Origin of the sequence: Mycoplasma corogypsi, from assembly GCF_045276875.1 — a bacterium.
GTDB classification, from domain to species: domain Bacteria; phylum Bacillota_I; class Bacilli_A; order Mycoplasmatales; family Metamycoplasmataceae; genus Mycoplasmopsis; species Mycoplasmopsis corogypsi.
Genome location: NZ_CP174163.1, coordinates 292585 through 311048 on the forward strand (window position 1 = coordinate 292585; position 18464 = coordinate 311048).

The following is an 18464-nucleotide window of genomic DNA, read 5'->3' on the forward strand; positions in this document are numbered from 1 at the left end:
CACTGTTTTAACTTTTAAATCCAATTCTATCAATGATTGATTGCATAATTTGTTTCTGAGGATAAATGTCATTTTCAAAATAAGTTTGATATAACATCTTCGTTTCTTCATTTAAATTATCATCTTGTTGTATTGAATCTAATATTTTTTGATATTGACTTATTACGTTTTTTAAATTTTCAACTTGTTTACCATAGTTAATTTCTGAATAATATGAATTATAAAAACCAGAAATTAAAAAAGCTTTATATACATTTATGCTGAATAATTCATTAAAATCGTAAAATTTATTAACTAATTTATCTAATTCTTTTACTAATTGTACTTTGTTGGGAGATTTACTATTTTTTTCTAAAAATTCATTAGTTAGAGCATTAGTTTCATTTTTAGTTTTTAAATTTTGCTCAATAAAATCTTTTAACTGAATAAAACCACGAGCATCTGCTGTACTTGATGAATTTTCACCTGTATAACCATAGATAAATAAGTAATCACGTGCAGCTGCTACAACACTAGTAGCATATGTAGGATCTTTTAAAATATATTCTTTAGTAAGATTGATTGCTTTGATACGAGCTTCAATAAAAGCTCCAAAAGTTCTTAAGTCAGATTCACTTGCTCTTTTTAAATAATCATCTAATTCTTTTTTATTATCTAACACAACCTGCTGGTAATGTTTTGCTGCGTTATATAAATAAACTAAATTAGGATTTTTTTTACTTAACAATTCCAAATCATGAACTGTTTTTTTATAAGCTTCAATCTGACTATTTAGATTTTGGGTTGTAGAACAAGAAATAAACACAGTTGGAAGTACTATGTTTGCACTAAATAGTGTTAACAATCTTACTTTTTTACCTATAAGCATTAAATTATTATAACACAAATTGACCATTAAATAACCTTAATCTTGCCTTTATTTTTAGTTTTTAATGCTTTTTTATTTAAGGTGGCTAAAAAATTGTTTAAGTCTTAAAAATGTACTAAAAAACACTAATTTAGGGATTAAAATCGTGTGTGAATCCTCATAATGTATTATAATTAATTTAGAAATCAAAACTTTCAAGGTTTCTTTTATCAATTTACATTCAATTTATTACTTTTTTACATACTTTTTATAATTAAAATCATTGTTTTTAGCCAAAATAATGATTGTTATGCTATGAAAATTAGCATAAATGGAGAATCACACTATGAATTTCAAAATTAAGAAATATATTTTAGGAAGTGCAGCTTTACTAACATCAGCTGTTCCTTTAGTTGCTATTTCATGTAAAGATGAAGCAACTAATAGTAGTAGTTCAAGGGGTACTATTACTTCTGGAGCTGATGACTTAGAAGGTAGAGTTTCATCAACTACATTAGATGGTTACATTAACAGCATTACAGAAGCTGAACGTGTTGCAAATGCTGCAGATCGTACAAACCCAACTTCAGCTAAAAAACCATTTGATCAAATGGAAAAATCTACTCTTGTTCTTGGTGTCACATTTAGTGAAACAAACAATCAATATAAATCATTACAAAAATTAATTGAAGTTTACAACAAATTAGTTAAAGAAAAATCAAGCGATATTCCAGGTGTAGAAGCTGCTAAACCATTTGAAATTAAAAACATTGGTTCAGGTTACAATGGAGGTGCACAAGCTGTAGTTAGAAGTTTAGAAAATACAGATGCTAACTCATTTATTAACTTAACATTTAACTATGCTGCATTAGCTGCAAGTTTAGCTGAATACAATATGTTATTATCATTTAATGATGAAGACAAACAAGCTAACTATGATATTTCACATTTCTCTAACGCATTCGTTGCAGAAAACTACACAACTCAATATTTTGATGCACCTACAACAAACATTTTACCTGCATTTAAGTCTACAAACGTTTTAGCAGTTAATGGATCTGTTTTAGCTTATGTTCTAAAAACACTGGAAGATAACGGTGTTAAATTTGCAGCTGATACAGAAACAACAGATTTTGTTTCAAAAGTTAAAGCAGCTGGTGCTGGTGATGCTACCGGAGTTCAAAAAGAATGAGGAAACCCAGTTCCAAATATTGGTGAAGTTGTTAAAGGTTTTGAATTCAGTAAAAATGTATTTAAAACTTGAAAAGGTTTATTAGCGTTTTCTGAATTAATCCAAAAAATGTTCGTTAATTCAGTTGATTCAGCTAAAGCTGTTCAAGCATTTGGTGTTGATAGCCCAGTTGCTCTATTCGAATCAGCGTTATTCGCGTCACTTGGTGCTGATTATCAAAAAATGATTCAATCAGTTAATGTTTTAGAAGGAAACAAAATTCAAGTAAGTTACCGTCCAATTCATAACGAAAACTCTGAAGCATATGCAAAAGGAAGAATTATTTATGATGCTATCAGTAAGTCAGTAACCCAAAGAGTCCTTAAATTACAACCTCCAGGTGCGTTTAGTTCTGGTGATCAAATCCAACATAAATTTGCATATTCAATCGGTTCAACCGCTGGTTACTCACACAACTTTACAAGAAGTGAATCTATTTCATCATTTGAAGTTCCAAACAAACCATATATGAATTTTGATTTAAACAGATCATGATTCACATGAGGTGTAATTCCTAAAAAACTAAGTGGTCAAAAACCTGAAAATGTTCTTGCTTATGTTGATAATTTTAGCAACCCTATATTCAAGTCATCATACACAAATGATTTAAATAGATTTGAATATAAAGCACTTGATGAAGAAAGTGATAAGAAAATTGCAGCCGCATGACAACCAGAAAATAAAAATGAGTATATTATTAAGGTTCCTTATTCAACATTAGATGTTAACAAATCTTCATATACTGAACTTAAAGCATCAGCTAACTATATTGGAGCTATTACTAGTGATTCAGGTCAAAATTTTGTGTTAATTAAAGCAACTAAAACACAAGGAAAATCTAATGAAGAAATTCTAAATGCAGCATTAGAACCATTCGGATATCAATTAGTTAAACGTGATAGCACAGGTACTTTACAAGAAAGTGAATTATTCATTTTACCTTCTCCATCAAAATGAGAAGAATCAGACCCTAAAGATGTTATTTTCTCACAAGGTCCTTCAGTAATCGGTATCCACGCTAACGAAAAAGACGATAAAGCTACAAGAATGTTTGTTAAATGATTCATGACAGCTGATAAGACATATTCAGAATTAAACAACAAAAAACCTGTTATTTTCTTACAAGAAGCGATGTCATATGTAACTCCTGTTACTGGATTCGAAACTGCACCTAGTCCATTTAGAGAAAACAACCAATCATTAAAAACTGCGTTAGAACTATACAAAAAAGTAGCAACAGATCCTAACTGAGTAGCTTACAATGAACCAGGAACAACTCAAGCGAACCCATTCAGAGATCAAATCAATTCTTCATTTACATCATTACAAAACGCAGCAAACTCAGGTTCACAATATACATACCGTGACTTTATTGACAAAATTCAAGTTGGTAAAAACAGAGGATAATAAAAACAAATAAAATTTATTTGGTTTTGTATAATTTGTGTTTTAAAACACAAATTATATTTTATATATAGAGGAAAAAGTCGCACATGAAATTTAATAAAAAACTATTAACTAGCACAATGCTTTTTAGTTCTTCGATTTTAACTCCTATTGTATTTGCTTCATGTACTGACACAAATACTGATAAAAATACATCAACAACAGAATCTCTTAATCCACAAAATCCTAATTATTTAAAAGACGCAGTAAGTGGATACAAATTAAATATTAGAAAAACCAATTCAGGTGCATTCGCAAGGTTATCACTTGCAAACGATGGTCAATCAACAACATTATCAACTGAAAAAACTAAAGAATTTATTGCAAAGATTCAACCATCAATTGATAAATTACAAGCTAAAGCAAAAGTATTAGCAGATCAAGCTAAACAACTAACACCAAGTGATATGTATTTTACAGTTGCTGATCCGAGTGCTAATGATTCATTATCTGTTAAATTAAATGATAATGAATATATAGTTTTCACACCAAGTGAAAATCCTGTTTCTGTTTCACTAGATTTAGGTAAATACGGAGAAGCTGGTGTTACTAATTTAAACTTTGCAACAAAAAATACTGTTACAAATTCAATTCAATTTAATTACGATATTAAATCAGTAGTTAAAAATGGAGATAAATGAGATGAGTATAATATTGAACTTAGAGGTTTTGGTTCAAACTTACCATTTACATTTAAAAAGGACATCACATTTTCACCAGTTTTAGAAGGACAATTAAATCATTTTGTCCTCGATACTTCAGTGTTTAAGCCGGTTACAATAAATTGAGATAAATTAAGTTCAGCATGAGCAGATATTAAAATTACTAACACTTCTGATGGTGATACATTCCAATTTGAAGTAATGAATGCACCTGAAAAGTACAGAACTCACTTTGATACAGGTACTAATCAACCTAAAATCAGACTAGCTGGAATTGATACACCTGAAAAATTCATCGGAAACCAAGCTGCTCCATTTGAATATGCATTCGCTTTATTATCAACTGAATTTGGTAAAGCAGTATTTAAGAAATATCCAACAGCTAGAATTGCATTCGCTGATTCTAAAGATGCTTTTGGTAGATTTACAGCTGATATCTTTTTTGGAGATAATTACCAATACTCATATAACACTGAAATTGTAAGAGCTGGATATACCTATCCATACTCATTTAGTGATGACCCAGGTCTTATTCAAAAAGATTTAGAAGGTGATGATTCATACATTAAATTAGTTTATCCATCTATTGCACAAGCGTTTAACGAAGCAATTACAAATCGTAAAGGTTTCTTTAAATGAATAAATAATGTCCCACAAGGTGCAAAGGATATTTATAGAAAAAAACCAAACCAAAAATGATTAATCTTTTGAGATAAATCAAAAGTTTATGCCTTTGGTAAAAAATAAGCACCCTAGATATTTCATATAAATTACAAAAGGAAAGGGAATATATGAAGTTACTAAAAAAAGTTACTGATGCCATTAAATTATCAGCTGCAAAAGTAACAGAAGATGATTTAAATAAAATTACTAAGTATGTAAATGAATTTAAAGACATCGATGTTGATAAAGTTCCAGCTATTGAACTTAAAAACTTGAATATTGATTTTGGTGAAACTTTAGCTGTCGATAATGCAACATTTAAAATTCCTGATGGTAAATTAGTTACACTACTTGGACCATCTGGATCAGGTAAAACAACAACACTTAATGCGATTGCTGGTTTATTAACTGTAACATCTGGTAAAGTCCTATTTAAAGGAAAAGATGTAACAGATGCTACACCACAAAAAAGAAAGTTAGGGTTTGTTTTCCAAAACTATGCGTTATATCCACATATGAGTGTGTATGATAACATTGCATTCCCACTAAAAAACGATATAAACTGACAAACAAAAGTTTATATGGATCGTGAAGAAGCTAAAAACGATATTCGTTTAATTTATTTAAGAAAATTAGGTGCTTCAGAACAAGAAATTGAAAGTCTAAAAACTTCTTTTGAAAACTGATCAATTATTTCAAAAGAACTTAATCACAAAATTAATGAAGTGTATGCTAAATTAGTTGATAAATATGAAAAAGCTCATGCACACTTAAAAATTTCTAAAGTGCACGAAAATTCAGAATATTCATTATTAGCAAAACACTTAATGAAATTCATATCTCAAGCTAAACAAGATTCAAAAACTAAAATTTTAGAGATTAAAAACAGATATAAATCACAAATTGAAAATGGTTTAATTAGTCCTGATAAATTAGAAGATTGTCGTGCTTTACTAGAATTTGATAATTCACTACTTAAATTTGTTGATTTAAAAAACAATAAAGAAGAAATTGATAAAAGAATTACAAGCTTAAATAATGCTAACTCAAGATTGTTAGAAGTTGATTTTACTAACATTAAACTAAATGACAGAGTTAAAGTGGTAAAAGTTCAACAACAAATTATTAAAAACGTAGCAAGATACGAATATATTAAGAAAAATAATGATATTCGTGAAAAATACAAGACTTTATTAGCTGAAGCTGAAAAAGATTACATAGCTGCTAAAGCCGAATTTAAGCAAACCTTAAAAGAAAACAAAGATTATAACGAACTTTTAGCTGATGCAAAAAGATTACCATTTGTAGCTAAAAAACATTTCCAACAAGTTTTAAGTGAACTTTCAAACAAATATCAATTAGCTACTGTTAAAAACATTAAACAACTTAATTTAACAGACGAAGAAACTCAAGAATTAAATAGACTTTCAAAATTAAATATTTCACTAAGACAAGCAATTCATAATGAAGTTATGGAAGTTGCTAGACGTGTTGAAATTGTGCCAATTTTACAGAAAAAACCAACTCGTTTATCTGGTGGACAGCAACAACGTGTTTCTATTGCACGTGCAATCGTTAAAAAACCTGAAATCTTATTAATGGATGAACCATTATCAAACTTAGATGCTAAATTACGTATCTCAACTCGTCAATGAATTAGACAAATTCAACAATCTCTTGGAATTACTACTGTTTTCGTTACCCACGACCAAGAGGAAGCAATGAGTATTTCAGACATTGTTGTATGTATGTCAATGGCTAAAGTACAACAAATTGGTTCACCAATTGAACTATACAACAAGCCTAAAAACCAGTTTGTAGCTCGTTTTATTGGTATGCCTGAAATGGCACTATTAAGTTCAGAAATTAAACACGAAAACTTATTTGTTAAAGGTGTATTAGTTGGAAGAATTAAAATTGATGGTGTCTCACACAAAGAAATCAATGTCGGTGTGCGTTCAGAAGACTTTATTATTAGAAAAAATGCTGAAGAAGCAAGATTCCACGGTGTAGTGGAAGTGTTAGAAAACTTTGGTAAAGAAAGTAAATTAGTTGTTAATTTAGAAGGTGCCGGAAGAATTAATTTCCTATTAGACAATGATTACGATTACAAAGTAGGTGAAACAATTCATTTTGACTTACCACTTCGTAAATTACATATTTTCGATCAAGTAACAGAGGAAAGAATCGAGTATGAAGTTATCTAAAAATTCATTTTACTCATATTTAGCTGTTAAATTTCCTTGATTGCACAGTTTTGTAGCTAAAAAACAAGCTTCAAGAAAATCAACACTATCTCATTCAATTTTGGACAATAAAACTCCATTTTGAAAACCATTCTTATTATTACTACCAGGTATTATTCTGCTTACTACCTTTACAGTAGTACCTATGGTCTTTAACGTTGCTAACTCAATTAGAGACCAAAACGGTGCTTTAACAATCGAAAATTACCAATCAATTTTTACCGATCCTCGGTTTGCGCTTGGGGTTAGAAACTCATTTATTTACGGTATGTTTGTTTTACCTTTTGTTATGATGACTGCTTTAATTATTTCGTCAGTTATTGCCAAACTACACCGTAAATCAGCTAAAGGATTTTGACAAACTGTGTTTTTCATGCCTTATGTTACTAACGTTGTTGCTGTGTCTTTAACATTTGTGCAACTATTTAGTACTGGTGGATTAATTAACTCAGTATTAGGAACAAATATTAACTGATTAAGAAGTGGTGATCCAAATACTTTCTATGCATTAGTGGCTATGATTGTAAATGGTATTTGAAGCGGATTAGCCTTTAATATCTTAATCTTTACCACAGCTATGCTAGGGGTAGATAAAAACTTATACCGTTCAGCCTCAATTGATGGTTGTTCAGAAGTTAAACAATTTTTCAAAATCACTCTTCCTTCAATTAAAGGAACAATCAACTTCTTGATCACTTTAGGAATTATTGGTGGTCTTAAAGTGTTCCCACTAGCATTATTTGATAACAGACCAGATGATGCTTTTAACAATGGTGGTGCGTCACTTATGATGTACGTTTATTGATTAACAAAAGAAAATCCTAACGTTGCTCTTTCTGGAGCTGCATCTGTTTCATTATTCATCATTGGTGTAACCTTCTCTTCAATCGTTCGTGGTGGATTCTTCATGGTACAATTAACCTTAAATAACTTAGGAGAAAGAAATGTTTGAATTAAAGTTAAAAATACAAAGATGAATATTTAAATCTAAAATTAACAAAAATCAAGAACGTGTTTCTTCTCAAGTCCATGAAACCTCACCATCATCTGTTGTCGCCGCTGGTGCACTAAAATTACTATTATTATGCTTTTTTGGTGTAGTAATTATCTTCCCATTTGCATTTATGATTTTAATGGCTTTCATGAGTGATAACGAAATTGAAAGTATTAAAAACTCATTTAGATTACTACCTTCATTTGGTCCTGGATCTACTTACTATGTAAATAATGGAACTAATGGAGATTTACACGGTATTGTTTTTACAAATAACTGAAGCGAAATTGTAGCTAATACCTTCAAACGTGCAGCTTCAAGTGGTTATTGAAATGCCTTATTATTAACTGTACTTAATGTGCTTGTTTCAGTTGTATTTAAGATTTTTGTAACTTTCCTAATGGGATATGCCTTTTCACTTAGAAACTGACGTGGAAAAGGATTTGTATGATTTTTAGCACTAGCGTTACTTGTGCTCCCAGAAGTTGCTTTATTATCCGGTCAGTATTTTGTGGTGCTTAAAACGCAGCTAACTTCTACATATATTGGATTCTTATTAGCTGTTGCTTTCCCATTCACAGCAAGTATCTTTAACGCTACTATGTACAAAAATGCGTTCGAAATGATTCCAGGAAGAATTAAAGAAGTTTCACTAATCGATGGAGCTGGTGGAGCAAAATACTTATTTAAAATTGCTTTCCCTATGGTTATGCCTACAACTTTAACAATTGTAATTTTAACCTCACTAGCATCTTGAAATGCCTACTTATGACCTTCTATTATTTCAACAATTAATGGAACAAAAAACGAAGTTCTTTCAGTGTGATTATTTAATGCTGGACTAGATGTAAACGATTCTGAAGCTCGTAGATTAGAAAACGTGCGTATGGCTGCAAGTATTTTAGTTTTAGTGCCTATGTTTTGTGGTTTCTTATTCTTTAGAAAAAGAATTATGGCTGCAATTAGTAGACAAGGTTCAGCAATTAAAGGTTAGGGGCGAAAATGAAAAATTACAAAGTAAAAATTATTATTTGATTAATAATGGCTATTTTTGCCTTTGTTGGTATTATTGCTTTATCAATTAATATCGCTCATGTTAATGAGTTGTTGTTACTTAAAGAAAAAGTAACATTAGATACAGCAATTGTTGATACATGAACATTCTCAAAAGCATACATGATCGGAGGATTAGCATTCTGTTGTTTAATTTTTGTTATCGGTGGAGTTATTGGCTACGCTGGTATTAAATCTTGAAAATATACAGATATGTTTATTTAATTATGAAATTTAACCTAAATAAAAGAAAATTACTAATCTTAAGTTCATTTAGTGCTTTAACATTAGTTACATTAACTACTATTTCATGTTTAAAACAAAATGACCAAACAGTTAAATATGCCAAAATTTTCATTGAACAAAATGCTATTAAAACCAAACCTTTAATCACACTATCACAAAACAACCAAGACTTAAACATTCCTTCACTTGTTGAATTTGAAAAAACTTTACATGATACTAATATCCTAACTTTCAACCGTGATACTTATAACTTAAACATCAAAGACCCAATTACCGTAGATAACAAAGATTTAGTTATTACAGTTAATGATGTATACACCTACGACACACAAAATGGTATTTTCCAAATTATCTTAAATCCATCAATTGCTTCTCTTCCAAGCATTTTTCAACCACACTTTGATAACGCTAGAAACGAATTAGCTGAAGCTAATAAATTAATGAATAAGTATTACTACAATCAACCTAGTGTACTTGGACCTAATTCAAATAACGCTTTTTATAGTTTCTTTAATCAATATTCTTCAAAAGAACAATTTATAAAAGCTCATCTTAATAACCCATTTTTAACTGATAAATATGATGCATTTAAGTTCATTTTATCAAACAACTTTTTAGTAAAATCTAATAACATCTCAGCTCAAACAACTGAAGCTTTCAACACTAACAACGATCCAAATAAATTTACTTACTTTAACCAAGTGCGTGAATATTTAGAGTTTTACCAAAAACCTAAATACAGTATGGATGTTATTATCAGAGGTGCATTTAACCCTGAAAAAGATCCAGAAGCTGGTAATATTCGTGCCATTATGGCTAAATATTCTAAATTATCATTTTTAGATACACGTAATCCAAAGAAAATTGTTACATACGAAAAAGTTCTAAAAGTTATCAAGCATACATTATTAGATACACCTTTTTACCAACACTTTCTAGATTCATTAACTACTGAAAATAACCAAGTAGTTTCTAAATTTATCACTGAAGATAAAGCTAACTATTCATTTACTTTCTCATATGTAAATGCTTTACCATTTAATGGTATTCCTCGTAGACAGTATGACTTTATTACTGAAAATATCTTAAAAAATTACAACTTAAGTGAAGTTAATTTTGAAACCTTAAAACAAGATCCAACTAAATTGCTTAATGCTATTTACAAGTCATTTGACATTTTAGCTTACCGTGTCACTTACGATAGCAAAAACGGAATTGGTAGTGGTTTTGGTCCATTAAACTTATTATGAAACCAAAGTCCATTATTTGATTTAACTAACATTTCACCAGCCTTTGCAGTCTTTTGATCACCAATTGAACAAGAAATTACTAAAGAAGAATTCATTTCTGGTGATGCTTCAAATAAAATCACTTCTAACTTAGATGCATTTATGACAACTTTAAGAAACTTAGCGTTTGAAGCTTTAATTTTCAAAAATAAAAATCAAGGTGTAATTTCAAACCCGGTTCCTCTACAAGCTGCGATTGATAACGCTTTAGATTTAACAGTTGATGAACAAAAAGCTAGAGTAGGAATTAAAGGGCTACTGTGAGACGCTAGAGTTGAACTGAGAAAACAAATGACTTTAGCTGGAAGACAGTATTTTGACTATGTTATGCCAATTGAACAAGTTGAAGCTTTAACTTTAGAGTTTTCTCGTGATCCAAAAGCCTTTATTAATAAATGACCTGATTTATTATATGTATCAACTATCGCTAGTTTACAAAAACAATATTCAGATTTAGATAAAGATGTTTTCCAAACAATTCCAAATAATCTAAAAAGAACTGAAGATGATTTAAGAAAAGCCGTTGAGCAAAAAAATACTTCACAAGCTAGAGTTTTAAGAACTAGAATTAATAACTTAAAAACCGAACTACAAACTAAACAAAGAACTATCTCTAATGTGCAAGGAACACTTGAAAGATTTTACGAAATTAGATACCAAGCATTTGCAGCAGGTACTCAACTTAGAGAATCAATGTTTGGTGGGGCTGGTCAAAGTGGTGATAACCAAAAATTATCAGCTGAACAAATTAAACAAGCACAAGCACAATTAAACAGATTAAGAAACGATCGAAACTTTATCGCTGCAATCGGTAGAGAAGATGAATTAGGTGATAGTTCTAAATCAACTATCTTACAAATCATTACTGATGCGATCGCTAACACGACTACTTCAACCACAGCCTTAAATGAAATGTTTGCTAAATTACTATTTTCATTTGGTGCTCAAAAAGCTAGTTTCTTAAGAGTTACAAATACTAACTTACCAAACGAAAACAACTACTATGTCTTAACTTTTGAACAAAATGGTCAAAGAAAATATGTTGATTTAATTCCATTATTTGTGCAAGAAACACAAGAAAATGGTACAACTAAATACATACCAAAACAATCACATCAACCTCTACAAATTTGAGATACTTTACCTAGTCATTTACAACTTAAAAATAACTAGTATATTCCCAAAAACATAAATGGTGCTCTGCACCATTTTTTATTTGACTTTCAAAGTTTTTATATTATTTAAAAACTAAAAAAAGATATAATTAAAATAAATTTTAATTATATTGAAAAACTTGTAAATAAAGGAACATAGATGTCAAAAAAAGTAGTAGTTGGTATTTCTGGTGGAGTTGATTCTTCAGTTGCTGCATATTTATTAAAACAACAAGGTTATGATGTTGTTGGTTTATTTATGCGTAATTGAGACTCAATGGTCAATAACGATATATTAGGTAATACAGAGTTAGATAAAGGTTTTTGTCCTCAAGAACAAGATTATCAAGATGCTTTAGCAGTGGCTAAAAAACTAGATATTCCACTGCATCGAGTTGATTTTGTCAAAGAGTACTGAGATAATGTTTTTGAAAACTTTATTAGCGAATACCAAAAAGGAAGAACGCCTAATCCGGATATTTTATGTAACAAATACATTAAATTTAACGCTTTTGCTAACTACGCTTTTAATGCTTTAGGTGCTGATTATATTGCAATGGGACACTATGCTAATGTCATTGATGGACACTTATATCGAGCTAAAGATACAAACAAAGATCAAACTTACTTTTTAGCTCAACTAACACATAAGCAACTACAAAATGTCATTATGCCTTTAGCTAACTACACTAAAAGCAAAATTCGTGAAATAGCTGCACAAATTGGTTTAATTACAGCTAATAAAAAAGATTCAACTGGTATTTGTTTTATTGGTGAAAGAAACTTTACTCAGTTTTTACAAAACTACATTCCAGCTCAACCTGGAAATATAGTAGATAAAACAACTAATAAAGTAGTAGGAAAACATATTGGTTGTTTTTATTACACAATCGGCCAAAGAAAAGGCTTAAATTTAGGTGGAATGGACCAGGCTTATTATGTTTGTGGTCATAATGTTAAAGACAACATTTTGTATGTCGCACCTAATTCACGAATGGATTATTTAGAGTCAAACAACTTAATTGCAAGTAATTTAAACTTTAATAACACAGATTATGATAAAAATAATCTAACAGCTAAATTTAGATATAGACAAACTGATATTAAAGTAACTATTGAACTATTAGAAAATAATTGTGTCAGAGTTTTCTATCCAGAAAAAGCTCAAGCAGTAACTCCTGGACAGCAAGTAGTGTTTTATGATGGAGAAAAATGTCTGGGTGGAGCAATTATTGAACAAGTTTTTAATGATGATAAACAACTAGATTATATTTAGTAAATTGGAGCAATTTATGAATTCAAAAAAGATTAGACAAGATTGATTAGATTTTTTTGAAACTAAAGGTCACTTTATTGTACCTTCAAAAAGCCTAGTACCTCAAAACGATCCTTCTTTGCTATGAATTAACTCAGGAGTAGCAACCTTAAAAGACTACTTTTCAGGTAAAAAAATACCACCAGCTAGAAGATTAACTAACTCACAAAAAGCAATTAGAACTAACGATATCGAAAATGTAGGTATTACAGCTAGACACCATACATTTTTTGAAATGTTAGGAAACTTTTCAATTGGTGATTACTTTAAAAAAGAAGCCATTGAATTTGCTTGAGAGTACTTAACTACAGTTTTAAAATTAGATACTAATAGATTGTATTTTACTTACTACTATGAAGATTTAGAAACTAAAGAGTTATGAATGAGTCTTGGCGCTAGTGAAGATCACTTAATCCCAGGAACTAAAGACACTAACTTTTGAGAAGTAGGTTCAGGACCTTGTGGACCAAATACTGAAATTTTCTACGATCGTGGTGAAAAATATGACGCTCGTGGGATTGAACTTTTAAAAGAAGATTTAGAAAATGATCGTTATATTGAAATTTGAAACATCGTATTTTCAACTTACAATTCAAATGGTGAGGGTGAATATACTGAATTAAAACAAAAAAATATCGATACTGGTGCTGGTTTAGAACGGATTGTATCAATTATGCAAGATGCTCCAACTAACTTTGATACAGACTTATTTTTACCTATTATTAATGAAATTGAAAAATATACTAGTTATAAATATGAGATAAACAACTACTTTACTAAAGAAGCTACACAAGCTGAAATTAACACTCGTTTTAAAGTAATCGCTGACCATATGCGTACTGTGGTTAATGCTATTGCTGATGGTGCTAAACCATCAAATGTTGGTCGTGGATATATTTTAAGAAGACTAATTCGTAGAAGTGTTTATAAAGCAATGCAACTTGGAATACAAGAACAATTTTTATCAAAATTAGTTGCTGTCGTAAAAAGTTGTTTACCTTTTGAATACGAAATTGAGCCAATTCAAAAAATTATTTTAGATGAAGAAATTTCTTTTTCAAAAACTATTGAAAACGGAAAAGAAATTTTAGCTTCATATTTAGAAAAGGACACTAAAGTTTTCCCAGGTGATTTAGCATTTAAATTATTTGAAACTTATGGTTTTCCAATTGAATTAACTTCTGAAATTTTAGCTGCTAAAAATATTACAGTGGATTTAGACGCTTTTGAAGCTGCCAAAGAAAAACACGCTGAAGCTTCAAGAAATTCTAAAACTAGTGGAATGGATAAAGTAATCAACTCTTTAACTTTAATTAAACAAAAAGTTGATAAATTCATTGGATACGAACACACAAGCAATACAAGTGAAATTTTATACTTACTAGATACAGAAAAAGAAATTACAAGCGCTAATGGAATTTCTTATGTCATCTTAAAAGAAACTCCATTTTATGCAACTAGTGGTGGTCAAAAACACGACCGTGGTTATATGAAACAAAATTCAAATAACATTCAAATTTTAGATGTATTTAAAGATAAATTTGGTAACCACGTTCATAAAGTCGAAGGTAAAATTCAAAAAGACTTACCAGTTGAGTGTTTTGTTGATGAACAAATTAGATTAGGACTTGAAAGAAACCACTCTGGAACACACTTATTATTCTGTGCCTTAAGAAATGTTTTAGGTCCACAAATTAAACAAATTGGTAGTGATAACAATGAAGAACGTCTAACTTTTAACTTTCCAGCTGACACAAAACCTACTAATGAAGAAATTGATCAAATTGAAAACTTAGTTCGTTCATATATTAAATTAGATGCTACTCGTGCATATAAACAAATGACAACCGAAGAAGCAAAACAAATGGGCGCTATTATGACACTTGAAGAAGCAGAATACATGGATCCAAAAAGTGTTAGAATAGTTCATTTTGATGGAATTACAGCCGATTTATGCGGTGGAACTCACTTAAGTAATACTGCTAAATTAGAAAACTTTAAAATTGTTTCAGTTGATAAAAAAGCTGCAGGTGTATTTAGAATTAGAGCAATTAGCTCACATGAAATCGTAAATGAGTTTTTAGATGAAACAATTAATGGTTTATTAGTTGAGATTGAAAATGCGATTGTTAAAAACCAAAAATTAAATACTAACTATATTTTTGATTTAGAAATACCAGAGCAAAAAGAACAAGCTGTTAAATATTTAAGACAAGCTTTAGAAAACATTAAAGAAGATAATAAAAAATTAAACAAAGAACTTGAAACTAACTTTGAGTTTGATTATGAAAACATTGAAGTTTTAGACTTAAACGGAAACAAACTATACTTAAATGAAGCTTTAGATAACAAACATATTAAAACCGTAGCAACTACTTTAAGAGAGAAACACCCAAATATACTTGTTGTTTGTTTATCAAATGATGCTACTCCGATGTTAGTGGTAGCTTCTAAACAATATGACTCAAACTTAGTTGCTCAAACTTTATTTAAAACCTTTAATGGCCGTGGTGGTGGGAATAAAATTTTATCAATGGGTAAATTAGCTGCTAAACCACAAAACTTACTTGCAGTTTTAGGTGAAATTAAATGAGAAAATTAGGACTTGATTTAGGTACTAAAACTTGTGGTTTTGCAATCACTGATAGCAGTGAAATCATAGCTACTGGTTTAGAAAACTTTCGCTTTCCAGCTGAAAATGATTTTAATTCAGTTATTGAACAAATCAAACATTACTTAAACATTTATAAAAACGAAATTGATGGTTTTATTTTAGGTTATCCATTAAAAATTAGTGGTGATAAAAGTGAAAGAACCTTAATGGTAGAAGATTTTAAAACTCTATTAGAAACTAATTTTCCAAATATTCCAGTGATGTTAATTAACGAACAATATACAACTAAAATGGCTCATCAAACAATGATAGATGCTGGTTTAACTAGACAAAAAAGAAAACAATATAAAGATAAATTAGCAGCTCAACTAATTTTGAATGAGTATTTAGAATACCACAGACATAAGTGAGGTAAATAATGTTAAAAGGATGACAAATTGGTCTTGTAGCTAGTGCTATAGTATTTATGATTTTAGCCTTTGGTTTTTATATCGGAGTTCATATTTGGGCTAGATATTATCGTAGAAAAACAAAAGGTCAGTTAGATCGTGAAACTTTAATTAAAATGGATTCATTAAAGAACCAAACTGGTGAATTACCCATGAATTTATATAAATATTTTTGTTCCCAAGCTAATTTATTTGATATTGAAGGAATAATTAATACAGTCTTTAATAATGGATATAAAGGTGTTTTAGTAATTAATAACTCTGATTTATTCCCTCTTAGTGCAATTGCCCAAAAAATTAAATCAAATGTATTTTATAAAATGGTTGACTTTGATTACGATCTATTTCAAAATGCAAAAGAAAAATTCCCAGAGGAATTTAAAGATAATATTTTTGAGTACAGTAATCAAAAAGTTGATTTAGTTTATATAGCACACGCTGGTAGTTCAATTCTTGATGAATTTAATTTATCATTTGAACATTTAAGTGAAAATGGAATGATAATTGTTAGTTATCAGGACACTTTAAACGCTGATATGAAAAGTTTTGTTCAATATTTAATAGACAAAAGCATCAGACACGAAATAGACTTTTTTGGTACAAAGCTTATTTTTATTACTAAAAAACCATTATAGAATTAGATTTTTGGTTTTTTATCAAAACAATTAATAGAATATAGTAAAATAATAAAACATATTAAGGAGCATTTGTTATGGCTAAAAATAAACAAAAAATTGATAATGAATCATTAAATTATCTATCACAAGAAACCTTAGAAGCTTACAAAAAAGAATATAAACGTTTAATCGAAGAAGATCGTGTTGCTGTGCAAAACGCTCTTAAAGAAGCTCGTGCCCAAGGGGACTTATCTGAAAACGCTGAATATGATGCAGCTAGAGATAGACAATCTCAAGTTGAAGGTCGTATTAATGAACTAGAAAAAATCTTTGAATCTCACACCGTTATTGATGCAGCTACATTAGCAGAGAAAAAAGGTGAAGTTGGTATTGGTAGCCAAGTTGAATTTGAAGTTTTAGAAGTAGAAAACAAAGATTCAAGAGTTAAAGTTGGTGAAAGAAAAGTAGTTACAATTAAAGGTGCTCTTGATGCTGACCCATTTAATGACATTATTTCAAACAAAAGTCCACTTGCTGTTGCTATGTTAGGTAAAAAGGCTGGAGCTACTGTCGAAGTTAATGCTAAAACAAAACTAACAATTAAAATTACAAAAGTTGAATCAGCTAGATAAAATTAGCTTCACCACTTGGTGAAGTTTTTTAATAGACTTTTTGACTTATTTACTGATTTTACAGTATAAAAAAACTAACACCTAGTGTTAGCTTATATAACTATTTTGAAGTATTTATCGTAAATCTTCTAATTTTATTTTCTTGGAATAAATTCACAACGTTTTGAGCGATTTTATTTTTATAATCTTTGGTATAAAGTTTTGATTCAGCTGGGTCATAATAAATAGCAACCACAACTGCATATAAATAAGTTTGAAATTCTTGATTATCAAATTTATAAAATCTTTTATAAAGAGTTGGTTCATTATAAATAGGAAATGGTTCAAATACATCAGCTCAAGTTCCTCTTATAATTAATAACTCTTCTTCATCTTCCTCTTCTTCTTGAGCTTTTTTGTTTTTATCCGCGTCCTTTTTAGCTGGTTTTTCTACTACATTAGTTTCATAGCTAATTGGTAGTAAATTATTAAAATGACTTGGTGCACTAAATTCTAATTCAGTTATTTTAGTACTAAAGAATTTAATTTTCTTTCTTTTAGCTAAGATAAAACTAATATTAAAGCAAAACATCAAGAAACTAGTAGTTAAAAACAGTGAGTAAAACACAATATATTTAACATTAGCGCTAACACCTTCAGCTATAAAGTGATTAAAAGCAAAATATGCTAAAGTTGTGATTATCGATATACTAATAATGCTACATAACAGCCTAATTAATAAAAATTTCAGTAAATTAGTCTCTAAATTCTTAGCTGTTTTAAGCCCTAAAATAAAGTCTGGATGTACTTTATCTTTAGTATTTAAAAATAATTCACTACTATTTAGATACTTGCAAATAAAACCGTTCCCAACTGATCAACGAGCACCAAAACGCTTGTATAAAAAGCTTGGAACATTTTCTAAGGCAATCTTAAATCCGATCCCTAGAAGAATAAACATAAGACTCATAATATCTCCTGCTTTCTAGTTAAATAGATTGTTTATATTATATATTAATTTAGTGTA

Annotated in this window: 14 protein-coding genes; 12 read left to right on the forward strand and 2 right to left on the reverse strand. The window is 29.5% G+C overall.

The genetic code is table 4. The features are described from left to right. Positions 1–7: 7 nt before the first annotated feature. Positions 8–868 carry a hypothetical protein gene (locus ACJA23_RS01210; protein ID WP_406614523.1) on the reverse strand — a complete coding sequence of 287 codons (861 nt, stop codon included), beginning with the start codon at positions 866–868 and terminating at the stop codon, positions 8–10. Positions 869–1193: 325 nt separating this feature from the next. On the opposite strand from ACJA23_RS01210, the gene ACJA23_RS01215 reads away from it, so the two are divergent. The 12 genes from ACJA23_RS01215 to greA all read left to right on the forward strand — a co-directional run bounded on the left by ACJA23_RS01215 (position 1194) and on the right by greA (position 17458). Continuing rightward, positions 1194–3485 (forward strand): P68 family surface lipoprotein, encoded by a 2292-nt coding sequence (locus tag ACJA23_RS01215; RefSeq protein ID WP_406614525.1) that lies wholly within the window; start codon positions 1194–1196, stop codon positions 3483–3485. An 86-nt stretch (positions 3486–3571) separates the two neighbouring features. Continuing rightward, positions 3572–4933, forward strand: coding sequence for a thermonuclease family protein (locus ACJA23_RS01220; RefSeq protein ID WP_406614527.1), 1362 nt, complete (start codon positions 3572–3574; stop codon positions 4931–4933). 44 nt (positions 4934–4977) lie between these two features. Next, entirely contained in the window at positions 4978–7056 is a 2079-nt protein-coding gene (locus ACJA23_RS01225) for an ATP-binding cassette domain-containing protein (RefSeq protein WP_406614529.1), read from the forward strand. After that, entirely contained in the window at positions 7043–8080 is a 1038-nt protein-coding gene (locus ACJA23_RS01230) for a carbohydrate ABC transporter permease (protein ID WP_406614531.1), read from the forward strand. The genes ACJA23_RS01225 and ACJA23_RS01230 overlap by 14 nt, the downstream gene beginning before the upstream one ends. Then, positions 8040–9083, forward strand: coding sequence for a carbohydrate ABC transporter permease (locus tag ACJA23_RS01235; RefSeq protein ID WP_406614533.1), 1044 nt, complete (start codon positions 8040–8042; stop codon positions 9081–9083). The genes ACJA23_RS01230 and ACJA23_RS01235 overlap by 41 nt, the downstream gene beginning before the upstream one ends. A gap of 8 nt (positions 9084–9091) precedes the next feature. Next, on the forward strand, positions 9092–9367 hold the full coding sequence (locus ACJA23_RS01240; protein ID WP_406614534.1) for a hypothetical protein: 276 nt from the start codon (positions 9092–9094) through the stop codon (positions 9365–9367). Between the two features lie 2 nt (positions 9368–9369). Next, the gene (locus ACJA23_RS01245; RefSeq protein ID WP_406614536.1) at positions 9370–11850 is read left to right on the forward strand and encodes a hypothetical protein; all 2481 of its coding nucleotides are present in this window, start codon (positions 9370–9372) and stop codon (positions 11848–11850) included. Between the two features lie 141 nt (positions 11851–11991). Further along, the gene (gene mnmA / locus ACJA23_RS01250; protein ID WP_406614538.1) at positions 11992–13107 is read left to right on the forward strand and encodes a tRNA 2-thiouridine(34) synthase MnmA; all 1116 of its coding nucleotides are present in this window, start codon (positions 11992–11994) and stop codon (positions 13105–13107) included. Positions 13108–13123: 16 nt separating this feature from the next. Continuing rightward, positions 13124–15748 carry an alanine--tRNA ligase gene (gene alaS, locus ACJA23_RS01255; RefSeq protein ID WP_406614540.1) on the forward strand — a complete coding sequence of 875 codons (2625 nt, stop codon included), beginning with the start codon at positions 13124–13126 and terminating at the stop codon, positions 15746–15748. Beyond that, complete coding sequence (gene ruvX / locus ACJA23_RS01260; protein WP_406614542.1) at positions 15736–16179, forward strand: Holliday junction resolvase RuvX; 444 nt, start codon at positions 15736–15738, stop codon at positions 16177–16179. The genes alaS and ruvX overlap by 13 nt, the downstream gene beginning before the upstream one ends. Beyond that, positions 16179–16844 (forward strand): BC85_0335 family putative methyltransferase, encoded by a 666-nt coding sequence (locus ACJA23_RS01265; protein ID WP_406614544.1) that lies wholly within the window; start codon positions 16179–16181, stop codon positions 16842–16844. Before ruvX ends, ACJA23_RS01265 begins: the two co-directional genes overlap by 1 nt. 77 nt (positions 16845–16921) lie before the next feature. Then, positions 16922–17458, forward strand: coding sequence for a transcription elongation factor GreA (greA, locus tag ACJA23_RS01270; RefSeq protein ID WP_406614546.1), 537 nt, complete (start codon positions 16922–16924; stop codon positions 17456–17458). 100 nt (positions 17459–17558) lie between these two features. Here the strand turns inward: greA and ACJA23_RS01275 are convergent, their stop codons facing one another. Beyond that, entirely contained in the window at positions 17559–18407 is an 849-nt protein-coding gene (locus ACJA23_RS01275) for a hypothetical protein (protein WP_406614548.1), read from the reverse strand. Between the last annotated feature and the right edge of the window lie 57 nt (positions 18408–18464).